The organism is Pseudoalteromonas sp. C2R02 (assembly GCF_018860845.1).
Lineage (GTDB): Bacteria > Pseudomonadota > Gammaproteobacteria > Enterobacterales > Alteromonadaceae > Pseudoalteromonas.
On sequence record NZ_JAHKQC010000034.1, the window covers coordinates 63,319 to 85,259 of the forward strand.

Consider the following 21,941-nt stretch of genomic DNA (forward strand, 5'->3'; position numbering starts at 1 on the left):
TTAATTCAAAATCTTTGTCTGCAATCTTACAGTTTTAGTAAAAAAAATCGAGTTAAAATTATTAAGTCAAAATGTTTGACATATTATTTTGTTCCCTTAATATTAACTCATCAATTAAAAAATGAACAATTAAGGATATTACTAAAAATGTCATTTTTAAGGTTTTTTTTACAATATTTTAAGAATTTTATTTGTTTTGTCTCGATCCTAGTATTAGCTCCTAGTTTTGCAGTTGATATACAAAGTATTAAAGATGCAGCTAAGTCTTCGGATATTGTTCTTTCAAAAATTGAAATTCAAAAAATACAAGAAAAGTCATTAACTGCTGCGCTTGTATGGCACGGCTCTAGCCCTTGGGTAAGTTCAGTTACGCAAGGAGCCAAAGCAGAATTTGAAAAACTAGGAGTTAATGTCTTAGCTGTAACTGACGCACAATTTGATCCTGCAAAACAAGTGTCTGATTTAGAGAATGTAACAGCACTTACACCAGATATCATTCTATCTCTTAGCGTTGACAGTGTTAGTACTAAATTAAGTTATGAAAAAGCAATTTCTAATGGTGCCCAGTTAGTTTTATTAAGCAACCCAATCCCAGGCTTTCAATTAGGTAAAGATTATGTAGGGATAGTGACAGATGACATGTTTGGAATGGGTAAAGCAGCTGCAGAATTATTAGCTGAATCTATCAATAATACTGGAAATGTCGGCATGATATTTCATGATGCTAAATATTTTATAACAAATAATAGAGATCATGCATTTGAGGAAAGCCTAGCTAAATTTGGAAATATTCAGATCAGAGCTAAAAAAGGATTTGTGAAAGAACATGAAACCAGCGGTATCGCTGCAGCTATGGTTTTACAAAACCCAGACTTACAGGCGATATATGTATCTTGGGATGCAGCAGCTGAAGGCGTGATTGAATCTCTACGTTCTTTAGGTCGATCTGATATAAAAGTAATAACCCATGATCTCGGTGTTAATAACTTAGTTGATATGGCTATGGATGGCAATCTCTATGGCACGATTTCCGACAGACCATATGATATTGGAAAAACCATGGCTAGATTAGGCGCTGGAGCAACATTAGGATTAAAAGCATCAGCTTTTACAGTTGTTCCATTCGATAAGGTGAAAAAGAATAATATGAAAGAAATGTGGGCTAAAGCATTTAAAGCCAAGTTACCAAAAATGCTTGATCTCGCTTTAAAACAATAAAGAACCCTCGCTTATAATAACAAGGAGTTAACCAATGAGTGTGAGCAATATACATTTAGAGTCATTTAAGCAATTTGCGTTCAAACGTGAAGCGTTTATCTATTATATTTTTATTTTAGTTTTAACTTTATTTGCGGTTTTTCTACATGATACTGCATTTTTAACAGCTTCAAATTTTATGAATATCGTACGGCAAATGGCGCCAGTAACTGTTATGGCTGTAGGGCTTACATTTGCATTATCAGTGGGTCATATTGATTTATCTATAGGAGCTGTAGTCGCATTATCGGCACTTGTAGGTGCGCTGTTATTGCAATACACCTCAATTCCTATGGCAGTAGCGGGTGCATTATTTGTTGGTGCTGTAATAGGTCTGATAAATGGACTTTTAATAGAACGTATGAAAGTGTCATCTTTATTGATAACCCTTGGCACTATGGGGGTGGTAACTGGTATCGCACGTCAAATCACAAATTTAGAATCAGTGCCAATTATAAATAGGGATTTTACCTTTATCTTTGGTGCCGGTGACATTTTTGGTATTCCTGTGCTGCTCATTTGGACTTTAGCCATAGCAGGGATTGGCTATATTGTAATGCGAAAATTAGCTTTTGGACGTCATTTACTCGCTGTAGGTGGTAGCCCAAAAGCTGCTCTTGCTATGGGAATAAAAGTTACACGAGTGAGATTATACGCATTAATCATTTCCTCCATGGCAGCTTCCTTAGCTGGTTTACTGTATGCCGGACGATTACATGGTGCCCGATATACCTTAGGTGAAGCTGACTTACTGACCGTTATTGCAGCTGTTGCGATTGGTGGTACAAGTTTGTTTGGTGGTAGAGCTTGCATCATAGGTGCGATTTTAGGTTCTTGGCTAATGGGTATGATAAACAATGGTTTAATTTTATCTGGATTTTCAACAAACGAACAAATGATCGCCCGAGGTGTCATTTTAATTGTTGCAGTAGCGATTGGCGTTAAGGAACTTAAAAATGGTTAGAACATCTTTAGATCAATCTGCAATCGAGCTCAAATCATTACAAAAAAGTTTTGGTGGGGTAAAAGCACTTAAAAATGTCAGCTTTAAAATTAACAAAGGCGAGGTTGTTGGGTTATTAGGTGATAATGGTGCCGGAAAATCAACACTTGTTCGTTGTATCTCAGGTATTCATGAAGTTGATAGCGGAGAAATATTAATTAATGGTTCTCCGGCTAAGATCTCCTCACCGCTTGATGCGCGTACTGTGGGCATAGAAACCGTTTTTCAAGATTTAGCTATGGTTCCTGAATTTAATATTACTGAGAATTTGTTTTTAAACCGTGAAATAAAACATAAAAATCCTATCTTAAGATGGTTAGGTTGGCTTGACAAAAAAACAATGGAAAAGCGTTCAAAAAAAGCATTAAACAGACTTAATAGTCGCATTCCATCTTATGATGCTCAAATTAATAATTTATCTGGCGGACAAAGACAAGCAGTTGCCATCGCACGGGCTGTTAATTGGGGAGCCGATATCGTTATTATGGATGAACCTACAGCTGCATTAGGTGTAGAACAAAGCGCACAAGTTAATGAGTTGATAAATGTGATCAGTTCACAAGGTGTCGCAGTATTATTAATAAGTCATAACATGCAACATGTCGTAGAGACATGTGATCGCGCCGTTGTCTTGTATCAGGGTGAATCAGTTGCAGATGTTGCGGTGTCAGATGTTACTAAAGAAGATTTAGTAGCCCTGATCACAGGGGCAAAAACGCAAGCGGCGTAAATTTATATTTCTTTAGAAAAATTAGGCTTAATTTTTAGGTCTAGCTTTTTGCGGCCAAATTTTAGGAATGAGTATGTATACCAATAAGAAAGTGACGCAATTAATACTGTCTTTATCAATTGAAGAAAAAGTAGGACAGCTTTTCATACTGGCTTTTGCGGGAGAAGATAAGGACTATGCTTTTGATTTAATCAAAACAATGCATGTAGGTGGTTTTTATATTACAGATGATAATGCACATACAAAAAAAGATGCCACAATCCTTGCAAGTCAATTACAGCTACAAGCTGCACTAAGGGCATGTAATGCACCTTTAATATTAGGAGTAGACCAAGAAGGCGCATGGGGAATATTAACTAAAGAAACAGATTTAGGGCCCGGTAATTTAGCATTAGGTATTGTTGATGATATTAAAATAACTGAAAAAATGTATCGTGTATTTGCACAACAAATGAAATCGATTGGTTACAACACTTTATTGTCACCTTGTGCTGACGTTAATTCAGATCCAGATAATCCAATTATAGGGCAGCGCGCATTCGGAGAAGAGCCAATGCATGTAGCAAGACATGTTGCAGCTGCTGTAAAAGGAATATCACAAGGTGATAACTTGTCTTGCGCGAAACATTTTCCAGGTCATGGAGATACACATACAGATACGCATCAAACGCTTCCCGTTGTAGATAAATCATTTGAGCAACTCATGTCACAGGACTTGATACCTTTTAAAAAAGCAATTGATGAAAACGTATCTATGATAATGACTAGCCATATAAAATACCCTCAAATCGACGAGACTTATCCTGCGACTTTATCATACAAGATCTTAACTGAATTATTAAAAAATCAGCTTAATTTTAATGGTTTAATAATTACAGATAGTATGAATATGTGGGCTATGAGAAAAAACTATTTGCCTCATGAGTCGGCTATTTTAGCTCTCAAAGCTGGGGCACACTTAATTATGTTGAGTGAAGAGCATTATGAAAATGGTATTACAGATTATAAAGAGATACAAAAACAAACAATTAATGGTGTAATTGAAGCTGTTAAACAGGGAGAATTAAATGAAAGTATTATTGATTCAGCTTTAAGTCATGTTCTTTGTTATAAATATACCAATATTTGTTTAAATCAAAGCAAAGAAGCACTGTCAGAAAAAGAGTGTACTCATATATCAAATTTTAGTGCTATACAAGCAATTAAAACATTAAAAAATGACGCTGGGCATTGGCCATTAAAAACAGCACATTTCAATATCACTTTTGCAGCTAACCCAAAAGGCTATGACAATATTGTTAACAGCCGTGGTATTGGACCAAATGACCCTCGTACTGCCAGGGATACCATCTTAAGTTCTCTTAATAAGTGTAAATGTCATTATTCTCATATTTCTTATCAGGATTTTCAGATAATGCTCCAAAAAGAATCAAGCTTTGATTCTACAGCGCCCATAATAATCATAACAGAAGATTACCCTTTGCCTGGAGATCGTTTTGATACAGATGCTCAGATTAAAATTGTAAATAAAGCAATTAAAATTTGGCACGACAAAGTGATCGTAATTGGTATGCGCTCTGATTACGAACTTAAAAAATATCACGATTTAAAAACATATATTTGTGCTTATTCAAGCAGGGTGGTCAGCGCTCAAGCTGTGGCAAACGCTTTAATTCAAACTTAATTTAAATAAAAACGAATCATCGCTTGATATTTAATCTAAATCCATTATAAATAATTAGTCAAAACATTTTACTAATATAGATGTTTACTCATATAAATAATAAAGTATTCAAACCACAACAAGAAATAAGGGAAGACCAGATGAATAAAAAAATAACCAGTTATCTATCACTATGTATTTTATCAGCTTTGCATGGTTCGGTTGTTGCTTCAGAAGAAGGCGCAGATCAGATCGTTTCAGAAAAACAAATGGAAACAATCGAAATCAAAGGAATTCGTGGTAGTTTAGTTAAAGCACTAAATACAAAGCGTTTTTCGGATTCTGTAATTGATTCAATTTCTGCTGAAGATATTGGTGACTTCCCTGATAAAAACATCGGTGATGCACTACAAAGAATTCCAGGTGTAACCGTTTCAAGAAGTTACGGTGAAGTAGATGGCGTGACTATTCGTGGTACAGCACCACAGCACAGCATGTTACTACTTAACGGACAGAATGTTGCTAGTGTTGGTTGGTTTGATAATGACCCTTTTAGACGCAGTTTTAACTTTGAAATGGTGTCTGCTGAGCAAGTTGCTGGGTTAGATGTATATAAATCTGTTGAATCACATAATAATGAAGGAGCGCTAGGTGGCACGATCGATTTAAAAACACGTAAGCCATTTGATTTAGAAGCTAATACTTTTTTTGGCTCAGTAGAAAATAGTTATAGTGAAACTGCAGATGAATGGAGCCCTTCTTATTCAGGTTTATATAGCTTCAAAAATGAAAACGAAAACTTTGGTGTATTGATTGCGCATTCATCGGAAGAACAGTCAGTTGTTCGTGAAAGCTTAAGTACATTTGGTAATTCGGGTGTCTGGAACTTCCCCGGTGTGATGGTACAAGATTCTAATGGTGAGTTCCCTGTTGTGCCACTAGGTTTTGCGTCAATTATTTTTGATGAAAAACGTAAAAGAGAAAGTTCACAATTAACTTTTCAATATCAAGTAAATGATAATTTTGATGTAGCGCTTGATTACAATCGCTTTGCTTTAAAAAATACACATACAAATACTGCTCTATTCGGATTTTTACATCATAACGCAGTGATAGATGCGGATACTATGCGTGTTAATAATAACGGCGTAACAACAGGAGGAACAGTCTCAGCGGTCTCACAAGACAGTGGTTTAGTTCCTTTGTTCAATAACACATTATTACGTAAACCTGAGATGATTTCTGATGTCATAAATTTAACGTTAAATTATGAGTCTGACGATTGGAGTATTCAAGGGGTAATAGGCCAATCAGAAGCTGAATCTAGAGGGTTACAAAGTAGCACATGGTGGGGTAATCAAACAGATAAAAGTACGACAGGTTTTAAATTTGATGTAGACGGCCCCCTTGAATTGATCCCAACTGATCCAGATATGTTAACTGATCATAGTCAACAGTCGTTATATCAAGAATTCAGCTACTTAAATAATGTGCGTGATAATGACATAAATTATTATCAAATTGATGGCTCATATAATCTAGAAAAAGGCATATTTACGACTGTTGAAGCCGGAATAAAACTTCAAGAACAATATTTTGGTGCTTCACAGCATTATTTCGATGATGGTTTGCTTGCACAAGGTATGGTTGATGGCCTAACTATGGCAGATTTTAATGGTGGTGTTGTTACTGGTTTGCATGGCAAAGAAGGAAGAGCAGGGACATTAAGTTCATTTGCAGTAATAAATGAGGGTCTTTGGGATTATGCCAAGCAACATAAAGGTGAATTACAAATTCGAAACCAATTCTCTATAGATGAAGAGATAACTTCAGCATATATCAAAGGTAATTTTTCAGGGGAGTACTTTAGGGGTAATGTTGGTTTAAGAGTTGTTGAAACGAAGGTTGAATCTAACGGTACTTCAGATGGTACGCCCCAACGAGAAGCGCTTAAAGGTGAGAAAACGTATACAAATTATTTACCTAGCGTAAATATCGCTGCCGATGTCAGTGATGATGTATTGTTTAGATTTGCCGCAGGTTCTACCGTTTCTCGTCCAGACTACGCTCAAATGCAAATGCTGACAACGATTCAAATTCACCAAGGTTTAGCACAAGTTGGTTCACCAGATATTGAACCATATAAATCAGATCAATATGACCTAGGTTTAGAATGGTATTTCAATGAATCATCTTTGATCAGTAGTACTTTATTTAAAAAAAATATCAGTGATTATATAGAGCAAACAACAGCAACTGAACAACTTGAAGGCTGTGGCACATGTTCTGTAACACGATATAGAAATGCAGGTACAGCAAAAGTCAGTGGTATTGAACTTCAATACCAACAAAATTTTGAAAACGGATTTGGGTTACAAGCAAATTATACTTATACAGACAGTGAGCTGGTAAGAGCCAATGGAGAACTCGCACCTATGGAGGGAGTTTCTGAGAACTCATTTAACTTAGCGGGTTATTATGAGAATGATATGTTTAGTGCCCGTATCGCTTATAATGCAAGAGATGAATTTGAACAATCATATAATGGTATAACGGGTATGGCTGATTCATTTAGCCAAGTTGATGCATCAATTGTTTGGCATGCAATGAATAATTTAGATATATCAATTGAAGCTGTTAACTTATTTAATGAAGCACGTGTGATTCAATTACCTGAACATGGCATAACACATGCTGTTGATGAATTTGGTGCTCGTTACTTCGTTGGTGCAAGTGTTAAATTTTAAATAATGCGAAATTACGTGAAGTAATGGTACGGTTTACAGTATGAATACCTCCCTAGTGTTTAACTGTAATGAAAAAATACCTGTAGTTTGAACACGTGTTCAGTGAATTAACATTCCTTTATACCCCGTCAAGGCAAGCGATGCTTGCCTTTTTATTCAAAATTTATAACAAGTCATCAACGGTACTTATTTTTGCGCCACCAAAAGTTAAAGATATCAAATTAGTAGCAACAATTTGTTTTCCTGTAAAATCTTCATCCTGAGACGACAATTTAGGTGCCGCTACTGCATCTTCAATAACAGTACATTCATATCCTTTATGGGTTGCCGTTCTACAGATGGTTTGCACACAAGCTTGTGCCATAGCACCGACTATCACAAGATTATGAATGCCTAGCGATATTAAAGTTTGCTCCAAATCTGTATCAGTAAAGCTGTCTATGTAATTTTTAACAATCACAACTTCATTATCTCTAGGGGCTACACTATGGTGAATTTCAATACCATTTGATTCAGGAGCAAAAAAAGCAGCTTGTGTGTCTTCAAATATATGTTGTATATGAATAATAGGCAGATTTTCATCTCTAAATTTATTTAATAATTTACTTGCTTGATTTGCTGCGATCTCAGTGTCTTCCAATTGAAATTTACCACTTTCAAAATAATCGTTTTGAAAGTCAACCAATACCAAAGCTGAGCGTTTATCATCAGTTAATGGTTCACTCAATTGTGTTAAAACACTAAAATCATCTTCTTCTAAATACCATTGACCATCGTCATCTAAAATCCAAAGCTCTTTTGTAATAAAACCACTGGCAATATTCATACTCCAGTTTGCAGATAATATAGCTTGTGTAGCGCTGAGTACTTTTATCTGAACGTTTTTATAAACTAAATCTGTTGGATTACTTTTTGCGAAACCTTGCCAAAAATCAGATATCTCAGATTTAGAATTAAAGCGTCCAAAAGGATGTACTTGCATAAATGCATTTGATGTATAACTCTCTATACACGCATTTACGTCACCATTATTGAAGCTATTTATCCAGTTTTGACTCGCTTGCATTACTTCTTTTCTTATTGATTGGCTCATGATGTGTTTCCTTGTTATTTGATGAAGTTAAGTTTATTGTTTATCAAATAAAAGATAATTACCTAAAAAGTGAAATATATGTTCATTAAATCTGAACAAAAGAAACTTGCATATCAAATGTTAGTATTTGATGAAGTTGTTAATAAAGGATCATTTACTTTAGCAGCACACTCACTTGGTCACACAAAATCAGCTGTTAGTTTGTACATAACACAACTAGAAACTGCATTGGACACCAGATTATTAACTAGAAGTACACGCACATTAAACTTAACACCTTCAGGTGAGTTGTTAGTAAAAAGAAGTGAGCAATTAGTCAATTTACTATCTGATACATTACAAGATTTAGATACATATAATAATGAGCCCGCTGGGCGTATTGCGATTACTGCACCCCATGCTTTTGAAACAAACTTAATCACACCGATTATTGCTAATTTATGTGATGAGTACAAAAAACTTACACCTGAGTTAATCTACACTGATGAACGCTTAGATTTACTGAGTAATCAACTAGATTTGGCTATCAGTGTCGGCCCACAAAAAGACAGTAATTATAAAGCTGTATTAATTGGTAAACTAGATAGTGTACTGGTCGCATCGCCTAAATACATTGCAAAAGCAACAGAGATCACAAGCGAAAATTTAAACATTCAATCCTTAGTCGTTTTACCCTGGCAAACAGACAGTATTATAAACGGTCTTAAAGATGAAAATTTAATTTTTGATAGTAATACTTTGATAAAAATGAACACATCAACAAGTGCAATTAACAGTATAAAGTGTGGATTAGGCATAGGACTGCTGCCGTCTGTTTTTATAAAAGAAGAATTGGCATTAGGCCAATTACAGAGGGTTTTACCTGAATACTCTGGGCAGCAAAGAGATGTATATGCAGTCCATTCATATCAAAATAAGCTACCCGTTTTGCTTAGAAAATTTATAAATGAATTAAAAAGAAAGTTTATAAATCAAATGGTCGTAAATACTTAATACCATTTTTTACTGCTTTTTAAATGATTTTCAATCCAACAAAGAAGATAGGTCTGTATACCATGTGTAAATTATAAAATGACTTATGCAGTAATATTATTTTTACCTATCTCTCGACAGCCATTATAGTTTTAATCACCTCATTCTTAGTTTTTTGCGGAATCCAAGTTGAAAGTTCTTTTTAAAAACTAACAAAAGCCAACTAAGTAGTTGGCTTTTCATTAGGCATAAATAAACTGCACCTGTTATCACAGTGATATAAACTGTTTGACGAATACCGAGCATTGAATTTAGTGTTTTTCTACAGTCCCAATATCTGGTCTATTTGTATGTTGATGATCTACTGCATATTTACTATCTGGTGCCGGAGGTGGCATATGTTGATGTTGTCTTGAGGGTTTTATTTCTTGACCTTCTGGAAGTGGTTGTGGTGGTAGCGCATCTAAAGCAAGCTTAGAATTAACGCTTTTTTTAAGTATTGAAGTTTGATTAACTTTAGTTGATTTATCATCATCTAAGCTATTATTACTCATTACATCATGATTTATTTCAGGAAATTGTTCATTACTTTTTTGACGCTGTTCATCAGAGGTTAAAATATCTGTTGTTGTAATACTGACATGACTTGAAAGTATGGCGTAAGTTTCACGCGATGCTAGTTCGGTATTTTTATTTTGTGAAAATACATAAATGATTGAGATCAGGCCAGCTAAAACCGCTAAAAATATGATTCTTGTTCTGTTTGTAGTTTTTTTCATAATTCACTTACACCTAATGGATATTGTATGCAAAATACCATGTGTTAATACTGTAAATCAAGTAAACCATACCTGTGACTCCCTTATATCAAATATATATTAGGTAAGTATGAGATTACTCAAAATTTAAATTATGAAATATATTCTGTATAAATATAAAAAAGGTGGCTGAGATAAACCTATTTTGTTCAGGACTATCATTGTTGTTTCTAAAATATTTAGAATATCTTAGTGAGGATATCTTCATCAGTTAAAGTAGGGAGCACACCAGTTCCAATACTAATGAATTGTAATTGTGTACGCATTGCATTCACCCAATTTTTTGTTCTATTTAAATTGTGGAAATTATTTACTTATATTTTGTTTTAAAATTAGGTAATTGAAAATAAATTTGAATGCTCATTTATTACTGGTTTTAATAAATAAAAATGCCGTCATATTGCATGACGGCATTTTTGTTTTAGGTGTTAAATTTAAGCTTCAGCAGTGTCCGTTTTATTCTTGCGCGCTGAAAATTTACGTTTTAATGCACGTATTGGTGTACGAACATCTTGACCTATAATGTATAAACAAGGCACTAATACCAGTGTGATCACTGTCGCAAACATAACGGCAAAACCAAGCGCAACAGCCATAGGTATTACAAACCTTGCCTGCAAGCTTGTTTCGAACATAATTGGTAAGACACCAACAAATGTCGTAATAGAAGTTAAGGTAATCGCTCTGAATCTTGCACAGCCGGCTTCTAACACTGCATCACGAATTGATGCACCTGCTTTACGTGCTTGATTTATATAATCAGTCATGACTAAACTATCATTTATTACAACGCCTGCGGCAGCTATGATGCCAAAAAATGACATCATGCTTAAATCTAAACCAAAGAAGAAATGACCCCAAATTGCCCCGGTTAAACTAAATGGAATAACGGACATAATAATAAGAGGTTGCGTATAACTTTGAAGTGGTACAGCAAGTAAAATATAAACAATGATCATCCCAGCAACAAAAAATAATATTTGCTCATTTTGTTGCGCTTGTTGCTCTTCTATAGAGCCTCCAAGTTCTGTTTTAACCGTTGGGAATAACTTTTTAAGTTCAGGTAAAAGCGTGTCATCTATGCTTTTAACTACTTCATTAGGTTCAACGGTTTCTTCATCAATTGCGCCATAAATATATACAGTACGATAACCACCTTCACGGCGTATATAGCTTATGCCAGGTTTTTCAGACAAAGCAACGACATCTCCAAGCATAACTTCTTTGCCATTATTAGTTGTGATCACAGTATATTTAAGAGAAGCAAAAGCTTCACGGGTGAGTTTAGGATAACGTACCATGACACGAACCTCTTCACCGTTACGGATCACGCGCTGTGCTTCACCGCCATAAAAACTTGCTCCAACTTGATTTGCGATTGTTGCGAGATCGAGTCCTAAATCATAAGCGACGGGTAATAAAGTTAATTGCACTTCTTTACTGGCAGGATCAATGGTTGAGCTAATATCAAACAGACCTTTCTCTTGTTGCAACATCGCAATAAATTGTAGTCCGGCTTTATTCAAAGTTTCAACGTCTGGGCCATATAGCAGGTAGCCAAACTCACCGTCTGAGCCTGAGCCATTCACATCATCTTGTATAGTGATTGATTTTAATCCTGGTATTTTTGGCAATAACTCTCGCCAGCGTCGAGATAACTCAAATGTACTAAATGGTCTCAAATCTTCATCAACTAAAGGCACTAAGATCCTTGCTTCAGTTCTGCTTTGATTAAATGCAAGTAAGTCTCTTACCATGCCTTGATCAAATTCAGACTTGGTTTGCTCTTCAACTTGCCAAACAATCGCTTCAATTGTTTTTAAAGCAGAAATTGTTTGCTGATCTGAAATATTATCGTTCATTTCAATTTGAATGCTTGGAAAATCATGTGGCACTTTTGGATTTGGTACCGTACGTACTAAATTAGAAGAGATTAAAGCAAAGCTAATGATCAGTAACCCAACAAACGCAGATAAAACTAACCAACGCCACTCAATCGCTTTTGTTATTGCACGTCTATAAGGTCCATTTACAAATCCCATAAAACGTTTATTAAACTTTGCTCTCCAACTGTTTTCAGGAATAGGGGTAAAGGTAGAGTGAGCTAAATGTGCAGGTAATATGAGTTTAGATTCAATTAAGCTAAATGCTAAACATAGAATAACAACAACAGCGATACCGTAAAAGAAAGCACTTTCAGGACCGCTTGATAGGGTGAATGGCGCAAATACAGCCATAGTTGTTAGTACACCAAAAGTTGCAGGAGTAGCTACTTTTTTAGCTCCTTTGACAACATTTTCAACACCACCTCCTGACTTTTCGATTTCACTATAGGCACTTTCACCTATTACAATTGCATCATCAACTACAATCCCCAAAACCATAATGAAAGCAAATAGGGAAATTATATTAACGCTTACACCTAAAATTGGCATCATCATTACAGCACCTAAGAAGCACACAGGTAAGCCTATCATCACCCACATTGCTAACTTAAAGCGCAAAAAAAGTGTCAGCATCAGTGCTACCATGATTGAACCTTGAAGGAGGTTTTTCAGCATCATATCTAAGCGCGCGTTGAGATAATAAGTCATATCAACTAAGGTTTTTAGCTCTAAGCCAGGAGGTAATGTTTTATTTCTTTGTTCAATAAAGGCTTTAACAGACTCTGCAACAGGGATCATATTTTGATCTTTAGTCGCTTTAACTGACATAAACATCGCGTTACTACCTGAATATTTAAAATAGCGTTCACCTTCAGTGAAACCATCTTTAATAACAGCAATATCTTGCAATAACACTTTTGCGCCATTTTCACCTATTTTTATTGGTATTTGGCGGAATTCATCACCATTATAATATTGGTTTTCGATTCTAACAGAAATAAAACCAGCATCAGTACGTAACTGACCTGCAGAAAAATTAGCTGAATGTCGGCTTATCGCATTACTTACATCACTTAAAGATAAATTATATTTACGTAAGTTTTCAGGCTGTATTTCAATTGCAATTTCATCTTCGGGTACATCTAAATTAACTAAAGATACGTTTTGAAGTTGTAATAATTCGTCTTCTATTTGTTGGGCGATGGGTTTTAGCTGTGTTAAAGGTAAATCACCGACTAGAGACATCTCTATAACATCTTGTTGAAACTCCGCTTGATAAATAGTGACAGGTTCCATCCCAGCAGGGAAGGTGGCTATGCCATCAACTCTTAATTTAATTTTATCCAATACATCCGATAAATTTTTATCTGGATCGATTTCTAAAGAAATACGGCCACTATTACGAAATGACCGGGATACACCTTTTTTTATCTCTGTTACATCTTTAATTGACTCTTCAATTTTTATTAAGATGCTTTCTTCAATTTCTTGGGGTGATGCACCAGGGTAAGATGCATTGATATTGATGTAATTGATTTCAATATTTGGAAACATTTGCCTTTGGATTGTTAAATAACTCAATATACCCATAATGATGATAAATCCCATCATCAAGTTAGCGGCAACGGGGTTATTAGCAAAATAAGCTATGATCCCTGTTTGTTTTTGCTGTGTCATATTTATAAATTCCTTTTACTACAATTTTTCGGTCGTTAAAACATCAGAATCAGCGATATTTACCTGCATCCCTTTTTGTGGGTATTCAGGTAAGGTAACAACTAATTTATCTTGATTGTTTAAACCTTGATTAACTAAAAAGAATTCTCCTTCCTCTCTAATGACTTGCACTTGCTTGGCTTCTAACTTGTCTTGTGAATCTACAACCCAAACTGTACGGTTATTAACAAGTTCTTGTGGTAATTTATAAATTTGTTGCAGTGTTTGTCCTGCAAAATTAACTTCAACATAGCTGCCAAATTTAATCACTGGCAAATCAGAATCTAAACCGTAAGGGTCTTGAATTCTAACAACTAAGTTACTCATACGCGTATCACTATCTACTACGCCTAAATCACGAGAGATAATTGCATCACGTTTAAAAGCATTTAGCCCTTTTTTACTAACTGTCGCATGTAAGCCATTTAAATTCTTTGGTAAAAACGCACTATCAAAGCCAGCGATTGGTATCAACACTTCAGCTGACTCTATGTTATTTAGTACTGCAACAGCAGAGCCGGTGTTAACAAATTGACCAAGGCCGATATTTTTTGAAATAACTAGGGCATCAAAAGGAGCCTTAACTTCACATTTTGCTAGATTACGTTGTGCACGCTTTAGAGATGCTTGAGCAGATTTAACTGCAGCTTGTGCACTTAATACTTGAGGTTTTCTAAGATATAAATCTGTGAACTTTTTAGTAGGAAAACGTTTCGCTTCATCAATAGCGACTTCTTGTTTTGCATTCTCTTCTATCAATGCCGCTTTAGCACTAACCAACTGAGCTTGAGCTTGTAATAAGTCTGCTTCATAGTTATCTTTTTCAATAGTGAATAAAATATCACCACGATGAACCAAGCCACCAGGAATAAAGCTTGGATGCCATTGAATTACTTCACCTTGAACTTGCGCTGCTAGTTGCGTACTTTCTAAAGGTGCAACTTCTCCATAACTAGTAATTACAATTTGATGATCACTTGCTGTTATATTTTCCACTTTAACAGTTGGGCGACTATCAACTGCTTTTTTTTCTTCAGTATCTTTGGCAATCGCATTAATTGTTACAAAACTACCAATACATGACGCTAAAACAACAACAGGTAATAGGCCTTTTATCCATTTTTGATTCATTTTATTCACCTTGAAAGCACAATTGAGGTGATAATATCAAAAACCTGTAAAAATATGTAAATTGATTTGTAAGTTTGTGTTTATATATTGCTTAAATATATTGAGCGATACATATGCCAGGTAATTGATAAGTCAGAGTTTAGCTGCACTGTGATATGACATCATAAGTCTCTGCATCAATTAACTTTCCTTGAGTAGTCAATTGTGTATATTTTCAGCCATAGTGCTTTGCAATACTTAGACCTGAATATGCGCAATATTATGTTTGAAAATATACCATTAGCCAATGCTTGGGTAAGTGACATATTCAACCTCTAGAACTTTGCTTATGTAAATCTCGCCTAAGATGTTTGCAACTACGATTTAAGATGACCAATTATTTAATATAGTCGTCTTATGGATGAGAAAATGATGCCACTAAAAGTATTAATGCAAGGTGCTTTTTCATTTGAATGAAATATTAAATAAGACTAAGGTATATCGTTGAGTTCATCCAAATGATTAAGGCTAGTTATACTTTATTACTTATATTATTTAATCTATTAATATTATTGAAAATAACACGTTACTTAATAAAATTAATATACCAACAAACACACATAATAAAATGAGATTAAAACACCACTTAAATGGATAATATAACTTTGGGTTTTGCTTTTTAAAGGCTTTAGAGGCTGTTAGAAAAGGTGTCACTTTAGCAAATAATTTATTAACGATACCGGCTTGATCACCGGGTAAATTAGGCACCAACATTTGACTAATTAAAAACTTATAAATTTTGTTAAATAGCTTCCCAAAAATATTCATTGGGCGCTCAATGTCACACATTAGGATTAAACGCATATCTTGGCTGTTGTTTTCTACATAATGCAGACATGTTTCATCAAAAATAAAGGCTTCACCATCTTTCCAAGATTGTTTAGTACTATCAACATTAATAAAACAGTCTTCACTATTAGGTGTATTTAACCCTAAATGATACCTAAAAGAGCAGGCAACAGGATCTAAGTGACGGGTTAATTTTGACTTTGCAGGTAGTAATGTGAACATAGCACCATTGACCGATGGTATTTGATTCAATAATTCAACAGTTTTTGGGCAATGTGCCATAGCAGAGTTGAGGTGAGTGCCGTACCAAGTACAGTAGAATTTACTCCATCCATATTTGTAGAATGTACGAAAACCGACATCATAAAAACTGCTATTTTCTTTTGAAGTCGTTTGTTCAAAAAAGCCTTTATCATGAAGTCCTTGTGCTTCTTGTGCGATTTTTTGCCAGTTATCTTCAAGGATATTTAATTTATTAAACTTCTCAGTTTTAACAAATGCTTTTTGTGAAAAGCGTTTTGTACAGATATAAAGAAAAACATTTAAAGGCGCAAAGATTGGCCAACCTTTTCGTAGATATTCTACAAAAGAGGTGAACCTAGCTTGGCCTCGAAATCTATAAACATAAATCACAGAACATAAAGGAAACAGGAAAAATACAAAAAACGTAAAAATTGAGGTCATAATAAAAGCAAGTAATTAAATAGTTCAGAAATTATAAAAGAAGGGTTGTCACAAAAATGTCAGCGGTTTCTGATACAATTAAGCTAAGGTTTTAGAGGTTAATGATTATGAATAAAAGCGAAGTACAATGGCTTTGTCAATTTGTAATTACTTTGTTGGATCAGCAACCAATTTAATTTTCAAGATACTGAAATTTTAAGTATTCAGTGCTTATTTCTGAACTAAGCGTATATGCAACCACAGACATTTCAATAATCTCCTTTAATGAGGCTAAATTTACTGAACATCGAAGCTATATGTATAAAAATCTACTTTGTTGATAAGTAAAAAGAAGGGGATTCAAATAAAAAACCAAGACATATTACAGCCTTGGTTAAAAATTGTATTTTAAATAAGCACTTAGGGAGTTACAAAAGGCAGACTTAAATAAAACTGAATAACTAACGCATTGGTGATATCGATAAAGAACGCACCAACCAATGGCACAACTAAAAAAGCCTGTGGGGAAGGGCCATGACGTGCAACTAACGCTTCCATATTTGCAACTGCTGTAGGCGTTGCACCTAAGCCAAAGCCACAATGTCCACCGGCCATAATCGCAGCATTATAGTTTTTACCCATTATTCTAAAAGTAACAAAATATGCAAATAACATTAATACAATAGTTTGGGCGAATATGATAAATACCATAGGACCGGCTAAATTCACCAGCTCCCACACTTTAAGTGACATTAATGCCATAGCTAAAAATAGTGATAACGCCATGGTGCCCCATAAATCAATGCATGCACGGCTGATACTATATACTTTGGAGAATTCACATAAATTAGTTGCTACAACACCAAATAATAACGGGATTAAGAATGAAGGTAATACGACGCCAGCTTCTTTTAAAGCAACATAACCTAAATGACCTAAGGTCATGCACAGTAAAATTATAAAAAGCGTTTCCATCATAGATTTTGGTGTAACTAAGTCATGATCTTCCGGGTTAAAGGTAACGGTATCATCGAGTTCTTCATGGTATTCATCAGCTTTCAAATTATATTTAGTAATTAAACGTTTACTCACTGGACCACCCACTAAGCCGCCTAGTACTAATCCTAAAGTTGCGGCTGCCATTGCCAATTCAAAGAAGCTAGAAGGCATCCCATATTCAGCAATAAATAAATCAGCATAAGTAGCGCCATTACCATGACCACCTGATAAAGTTACTGAACCACCAATTAACCCCATTAAAGGTTCAATGCCTGAAGCCATTGCAAGAGAGACACCAAGGGCGTTTTGTATCAATAAGTACAAGGTTGCAACCCCTAAAAATAGAACAACTTTAGGGCCACCTTTTAATAAAAGTTTAAAACTTGCACCTAATCCAACCGTTGTAAAGAATATTGTCATCAACGGTGCTTTAAAGCTCATATCAAACTGCACATGAAAATTAAATAAGCTATGTGAAATTGCTGCCAGAATTGAAAATATGATGCCACCAACTACAGGCTCTGGTATATTGTTGTTTCTTAAAAAGGCGACTCTACTGTTACAGAAATAACCTGTAAACAGAATCACCAGTGCGACTAATAATGTTTCTATTATGCCAACTTCGATATCCATTGGAGAATTTTTCCTCTTCTTGTTTATATTATTGGTCAATCGGAATTATGTTACGCTCTATCGTGAAAAATACGCGCAGACCGCAATTTTGCTCGGCATTCTATTACATTTTATTGAGAACATCTTCAAGAGAATCTGATTTACGGATGCATTTGATTGTTAAATCATCATCTTTACCAGTTATAGCAAATACTGCAACTCTAGGTAGGCTGTTGTAGTCAAAATGGTTACTAAAATAATATCCGCCTGTATCATGAACCATGACATAATCATTTTGTTCTAACTTAGGCAATTCTTGGTTTTTACAAATTAAATCACCTGCAAAACAACATGGGCCAGCAACGTCAGTTGTTACTAATGGAGAAATTTCTTCTGTTCGTTCTTCACCTGTTGGTAAAAAGCCAGTGACTCTTAGAGGCCATGAATTAGGTAGAAAAGCAGTACGGGTAAGAATTTGAGCTCCAGCATGTGTTGTTGCGATATGACGGTTACCTGAATTCTTAGTGTATTCAACACGCGTTACTATCACACCATTTTTTGCAGCGATAGCACGACCAAACTCAGTTTTAACTTGGTATTTATCAGTAAATAATAGTGGAACTGATTTTTGCAAAATGTCCGCATATTGTTTAAATGTTGGTGATATTTCCTCTGATGCGAAATTAACAGGTAAACCACCACCAATATCTAATCTAACTATTTGTTGCGAGCCAATTGTTTCATTTATTTCTTCTGCTAGCTCAGTAATAACTGCTACACCTTGTGCCATTAGTTCTAACTCACAACCTTGAGAACCCGTATGAGTATGAATGCTTTTTAACCATGGACGTTGTTTATATATTTCAATTAGTTCGTTCTTATTATTTGCATCATTAAGGGCATAACCAAACTTTGATGTGGCCGTTGCTGTACTTGTTGAGCTAATTTTACCACTGCCAATTTGTGGGTTAACACGAAAACCTATTATTGATTTTGTATTAGGATATTGCAGCATTAATTCATCTATACGAGCAAGTTCTTGTAGATTGTCAATATTTAAAGAGATGCCATTTTTAATACAGGTTGTTAAATCGTCGATTGTTTTTGCAGGTGAATCGAAAATGATATTTTCAACTTCATATCCTGCATTTAAAGCAATTAATAATTCTCCTGGGCTTGCAACCTCCGCGCCCATACCTGATTTTCTAAGAGATTTTAATACTTCTACTAATGCATTCGCTTTAACTGCAAAAGTATGGGTAAAATTACTAGGAAAAGAAGCATATACATCAGCAACAGTTTTATCTAATCGATCGAAATCCATAATCCCGATAGCAGTTAAATTATTATCGATTACATTATCGTTGATGGCTTTTTGAATTATTTTTTGCTTTCTGGTCATTGTTCATCTCTAATTTCTGTGACTTAAAATGTGATCATCTTTTATTTTGACGATCGCTGTCAGCGTTTCACTATATGAAATAAAAGTGAAAACTTGATAAGTGAATGACAATAAAAAAAGCTATAACTAGAAATTTATTATCTGAGAAACTATTAGGTCACTTATTTTATAAATCCAAGATAAATTAGCTGTGAAAAAAAGAACAATGTTAAAGCTTTGCGAGTGTATAGCTTTTGGTTATGGGGTGTTGTACCTTTAGGTGATTTAATAAATTTTAGGCAAAAAAAAGCGCGTTTATAAAAACGCGCGAATATTACTCTAGGGGAAATCATCTAACTCGTAATATAAGAGTCATAGAATTTAAATAAGTTCATAAAAGTTTTAAAAAATTTAAAATTATCTCAAAATCACTTATATATTACTATTAAGAGATTTTTTCACTTAACAGCTCTATAAAACACCTTACTTTTGGAGATAAATGTTTTCTACTTGGATATAAAGCAAATACATCTATCGTTTGTGTTTGATAATCATCAAATAAAATTTCTAATTTATCTGTTTTTAGTTCATCGGCCATATAAAATTCAGGTAACCGACAAATACCATGACCAGCTAAAACCATAGCCAGTTGCATTTCGGCATTATTAGATAATATCTTTTGTGGTACATCCACCTGAACAACTTCACCTTTTAGCGTTTTATACATCCAACGCGTTGGGTTTTTGTGATTGGCATAACACATACATTTATGGTTTATTAAGTCTTCTGGTGTGTTGGGTTTACCATGCTTTTTAACATAATCGGTTGATACAACTGTGTACCCTTTAAATGATTTAAGTTTTTTACATATCAGACTAGAATCTTCAAGTGCTGTGGTTGCTCGAATAACTAAGTCAAAACCATCTTGTATAACATCAACCTGACGGTCACTAAAATCTATATCTAAACTCACTTCAGGGTATTTAGCTAGATACTCAACTAAAATAGGCTTTAAGTAATTAGAACCAAAACCTAGAGGGCAGCTTATTTTCAAAGTGCCTTTAGGCGATATATTACTTTGATCTAAAATACCTTGCGCTTGCTCCGCATCTAATATCATTTGTTGGCATTGATTATTAAACTCTTTGCCTTCAGGAGTTAAACTGATAGAGCGGGTTGTTCGATTTAGTAATCTGTTTCCCAACCTTGCTTCAAGTTTATTGATTTCTTTACTGATATACGAAGTAGAGTGGCCAGTAGCAAGCGCAGCAGCTGAAAATCCACCGGTATTTACAACCTGATTAAAGATCACAATACCATCAAATAACTTAGTATTAACTGCCATTTGGAAATAATCCTTTTACATTTAGGTTATTAATCTTTATTTGGAATGAATGTATAGTTTACCCATCGAAACGTACTTAAGTCACCATATTTTTAAAGTGGCTTAAAAGTTAAATTAAATTAGATACAAAATGAGGGTATATCATGAAAGTATTAGCATTCGCAGCAAGCAACAGTAAAAATTCAATCAACAAGCAACTAGCTACATATACAGCAAACTTAGTTGAAAATGCACAAGTAGAAATTTTAGATATTAACGACTATGAAATGCCTATTTTTAGTGAAGATCGTGAGAAAGAGCTAGGTCAACCAGCACAAGCGCAAGCATTTTATAAAAAGTTAGGTGAAGCAGATGCGATTATAATCTCTTTTGCAGAGCATAATGGTTCATATACAGCAGCATATAAAAACTTATTTGATTGGACTTCTCGTATTGATATGAAAGTTTTTCAAAATAAACCTATGTTAATGTTAGCAACTTCACCAGGCCCAGGCGGTGCAGGCAGTGTATTAGCAGCAGCGTCAGGTTCAGCGCCTTATTTTGCAGCTGATGTAAAAGCCAGCATTTCCATCCCAAGTTTTTATGATAATTTTGATGTAGCAACAGGTAAATTAACTAACCCAGAATTAATCGACAAATTAGTAACGGCTTCATCACTTTTATAAAACTTGGTTATCAAATACCCTCAATGGGTCATTTATAACGAAACAATCTAATATTCAAATGATTGAATATTAGATTGTTTCGTTATTTATGGTCCATTTTCAATTTTTGAATGACTAAGTAACAAACATACCAACAGATTTCACTTCAGAGTTGATAGTTTGTAAATTTAACATGCCCAGATACTCACTTCCGTCTGTTGTACTTGAATACTTCCATAAAACATGTCCATTGATATTTCCTTAATGCTTTAAGTTCGGATCAATTTTTTATTTTTTGAAAAACTAATTAACTAAACTATCAAATATAAGAAACGATAACCGTTCTGAAAGCGATAGTTTTTGTTAATCTTTTATGTCAGATATCACAATAAATTAATATCAAATTTATTGTGTGATAAACAAATATACTTTACTTACCTAGAACTTCTATGT

General features: G+C 34.6%; 15 protein-coding genes. 7 read left to right on the forward strand and 8 right to left on the reverse strand.

Annotated features, from left to right (window positions below):
• Window positions 1–147: 147 nt before the first annotated feature.
• The 5 genes from KO527_RS13610 (at window position 148) to KO527_RS13630 (ending at window position 7,400) form a co-directional block, all read left to right on the forward strand.
• Complete coding sequence (locus tag KO527_RS13610) at window positions 148–1,218, forward strand: substrate-binding domain-containing protein (RefSeq protein ID WP_216040829.1); 1,071 nt, start codon at window positions 148–150, stop codon at window positions 1,216–1,218.
• Window positions 1,219–1,252: 34 nt separating this feature from the next.
• A complete protein-coding gene (locus KO527_RS13615) occupies window positions 1,253–2,221 on the forward strand; it encodes an ABC transporter permease (protein ID WP_216040830.1) in 969 nt (322 codons plus the stop codon).
• Window positions 2,214–2,990, forward strand: a complete 777-nt coding sequence (locus tag KO527_RS13620) for an ATP-binding cassette domain-containing protein (RefSeq protein WP_216040831.1) — start codon at window positions 2,214–2,216, stop codon at window positions 2,988–2,990. The genes KO527_RS13615 and KO527_RS13620 overlap by 8 nt, the downstream gene beginning before the upstream one ends.
• A gap of 73 nt (window positions 2,991–3,063) precedes the next feature.
• Entirely contained in the window at window positions 3,064–4,674 is a 1,611-nt protein-coding gene (locus KO527_RS13625) for a glycoside hydrolase family 3 protein (RefSeq protein WP_216040832.1), read from the forward strand.
• Between the two features lie 140 nt (window positions 4,675–4,814).
• Entirely contained in the window at window positions 4,815–7,400 is a 2,586-nt protein-coding gene (locus tag KO527_RS13630; protein ID WP_216040833.1) for a TonB-dependent receptor, read from the forward strand.
• Between the two features lie 163 nt (window positions 7,401–7,563).
• Here KO527_RS13630 and KO527_RS13635 read toward each other — a convergent pair whose 3' ends face one another.
• Window positions 7,564–8,493 (reverse strand): cysteine hydrolase family protein, encoded by a 930-nt coding sequence (locus KO527_RS13635; protein WP_216040834.1) that lies wholly within the window; start codon window positions 8,491–8,493, stop codon window positions 7,564–7,566.
• A gap of 78 nt (window positions 8,494–8,571) precedes the next feature.
• Here KO527_RS13635 and KO527_RS13640 point away from each other — a divergent pair, with 78 nt between their 5' ends.
• Window positions 8,572–9,486 (forward strand): LysR family transcriptional regulator, encoded by a 915-nt coding sequence (locus KO527_RS13640; RefSeq protein WP_252733724.1) that lies wholly within the window; start codon window positions 8,572–8,574, stop codon window positions 9,484–9,486.
• A gap of 290 nt (window positions 9,487–9,776) precedes the next feature.
• Here the strand turns inward: KO527_RS13640 and KO527_RS13645 are convergent, their stop codons facing one another.
• The 7 genes from KO527_RS13645 to KO527_RS13675 form a co-directional block, all read right to left on the reverse strand.
• Window positions 9,777–10,244, reverse strand: coding sequence for a hypothetical protein (locus KO527_RS13645; RefSeq protein ID WP_216040835.1), 468 nt, complete (start codon window positions 10,242–10,244; stop codon window positions 9,777–9,779).
• A 473-nt stretch (window positions 10,245–10,717) separates the two neighbouring features.
• Window positions 10,718–13,846, reverse strand: coding sequence for an efflux RND transporter permease subunit (locus KO527_RS13650; RefSeq protein ID WP_216040836.1), 3,129 nt, complete (start codon window positions 13,844–13,846; stop codon window positions 10,718–10,720).
• Window positions 13,847–13,864: 18 nt separating this feature from the next.
• Window positions 13,865–15,016: an efflux RND transporter periplasmic adaptor subunit gene (locus KO527_RS13655; protein WP_216040837.1), complete on the reverse strand. Its 1,152-nt coding sequence runs from the start codon at window positions 15,014–15,016 to the stop codon at window positions 13,865–13,867.
• A gap of 534 nt (window positions 15,017–15,550) precedes the next feature.
• Window positions 15,551–16,528 (reverse strand): aspartyl/asparaginyl beta-hydroxylase domain-containing protein, encoded by a 978-nt coding sequence (locus tag KO527_RS13660; RefSeq protein WP_216040838.1) that lies wholly within the window; start codon window positions 16,526–16,528, stop codon window positions 15,551–15,553.
• A gap of 399 nt (window positions 16,529–16,927) precedes the next feature.
• Window positions 16,928–18,139: a sodium/glutamate symporter gene (gene gltS / locus KO527_RS13665; protein ID WP_216040839.1), complete on the reverse strand. Its 1,212-nt coding sequence runs from the start codon at window positions 18,137–18,139 to the stop codon at window positions 16,928–16,930.
• 103 nt (window positions 18,140–18,242) lie between these two features.
• The gene (locus KO527_RS13670; protein WP_216040840.1) at window positions 18,243–19,520 is read right to left on the reverse strand and encodes a diaminopimelate decarboxylase; all 1,278 of its coding nucleotides are present in this window, start codon (window positions 19,518–19,520) and stop codon (window positions 18,243–18,245) included.
• Window positions 19,521–19,944: 424 nt separating this feature from the next.
• The gene (locus KO527_RS13675; protein ID WP_216040841.1) at window positions 19,945–20,844 is read right to left on the reverse strand and encodes a LysR family transcriptional regulator; all 900 of its coding nucleotides are present in this window, start codon (window positions 20,842–20,844) and stop codon (window positions 19,945–19,947) included.
• Between the two features lie 143 nt (window positions 20,845–20,987).
• Here KO527_RS13675 and KO527_RS13680 point away from each other — a divergent pair, with 143 nt between their 5' ends.
• On the forward strand, window positions 20,988–21,509 hold the full coding sequence (locus KO527_RS13680) for an NAD(P)H-dependent oxidoreductase (protein ID WP_216040842.1): 522 nt from the start codon (window positions 20,988–20,990) through the stop codon (window positions 21,507–21,509).
• Window positions 21,510–21,941 lie beyond the last annotated feature (432 nt).

Bases quoted from the DNA above. Each gene is read 5' to 3' on its own strand.
- KO527_RS13640 (WP_252733724.1), top strand. From the start codon at position 8,572: ATGTTCATTAAATCTGAACAAAAGAAACTTGCATATCAAATGTTAGTA.
- KO527_RS13680 (WP_216040842.1), top strand. From the start codon at position 20,988: ATGAAAGTATTAGCATTCGCAGCAAGCAACAGTAAAAATTCAATCAAC.
- KO527_RS13655 (WP_216040837.1), bottom strand. From the start codon at position 15,016: ATGAATCAAAAATGGATAAAAGGCCTATTACCTGTTGTTGTTTTAGCG.
- KO527_RS13670 (WP_216040840.1), bottom strand. From the start codon at position 19,520: ATGACCAGAAAGCAAAAAATAATTCAAAAAGCCATCAACGATAATGTA.
- KO527_RS13620 (WP_216040831.1), top strand. From the start codon at position 2,214: ATGGTTAGAACATCTTTAGATCAATCTGCAATCGAGCTCAAATCATTA.
- KO527_RS13660 (WP_216040838.1), bottom strand. From the start codon at position 16,528: ATGACCTCAATTTTTACGTTTTTTGTATTTTTCCTGTTTCCTTTATGT.
- KO527_RS13615 (WP_216040830.1), top strand. From the start codon at position 1,253: ATGAGTGTGAGCAATATACATTTAGAGTCATTTAAGCAATTTGCGTTC.
- gltS (WP_216040839.1), bottom strand. From the start codon at position 18,139: ATGGATATCGAAGTTGGCATAATAGAAACATTATTAGTCGCACTGGTG.
- KO527_RS13610 (WP_216040829.1), top strand. From the start codon at position 148: ATGTCATTTTTAAGGTTTTTTTTACAATATTTTAAGAATTTTATTTGT.
- KO527_RS13645 (WP_216040835.1), bottom strand. From the start codon at position 10,244: ATGAAAAAAACTACAAACAGAACAAGAATCATATTTTTAGCGGTTTTA.
- KO527_RS13630 (WP_216040833.1), top strand. From the start codon at position 4,815: ATGAATAAAAAAATAACCAGTTATCTATCACTATGTATTTTATCAGCT.
- KO527_RS13675 (WP_216040841.1), bottom strand. From the start codon at position 20,844: ATGGCAGTTAATACTAAGTTATTTGATGGTATTGTGATCTTTAATCAG.
- KO527_RS13625 (WP_216040832.1), top strand. From the start codon at position 3,064: ATGTATACCAATAAGAAAGTGACGCAATTAATACTGTCTTTATCAATT.
- KO527_RS13635 (WP_216040834.1), bottom strand. From the start codon at position 8,493: ATGAGCCAATCAATAAGAAAAGAAGTAATGCAAGCGAGTCAAAACTGG.
- KO527_RS13650 (WP_216040836.1), bottom strand. From the start codon at position 13,846: ATGACACAGCAAAAACAAACAGGGATCATAGCTTATTTTGCTAATAAC.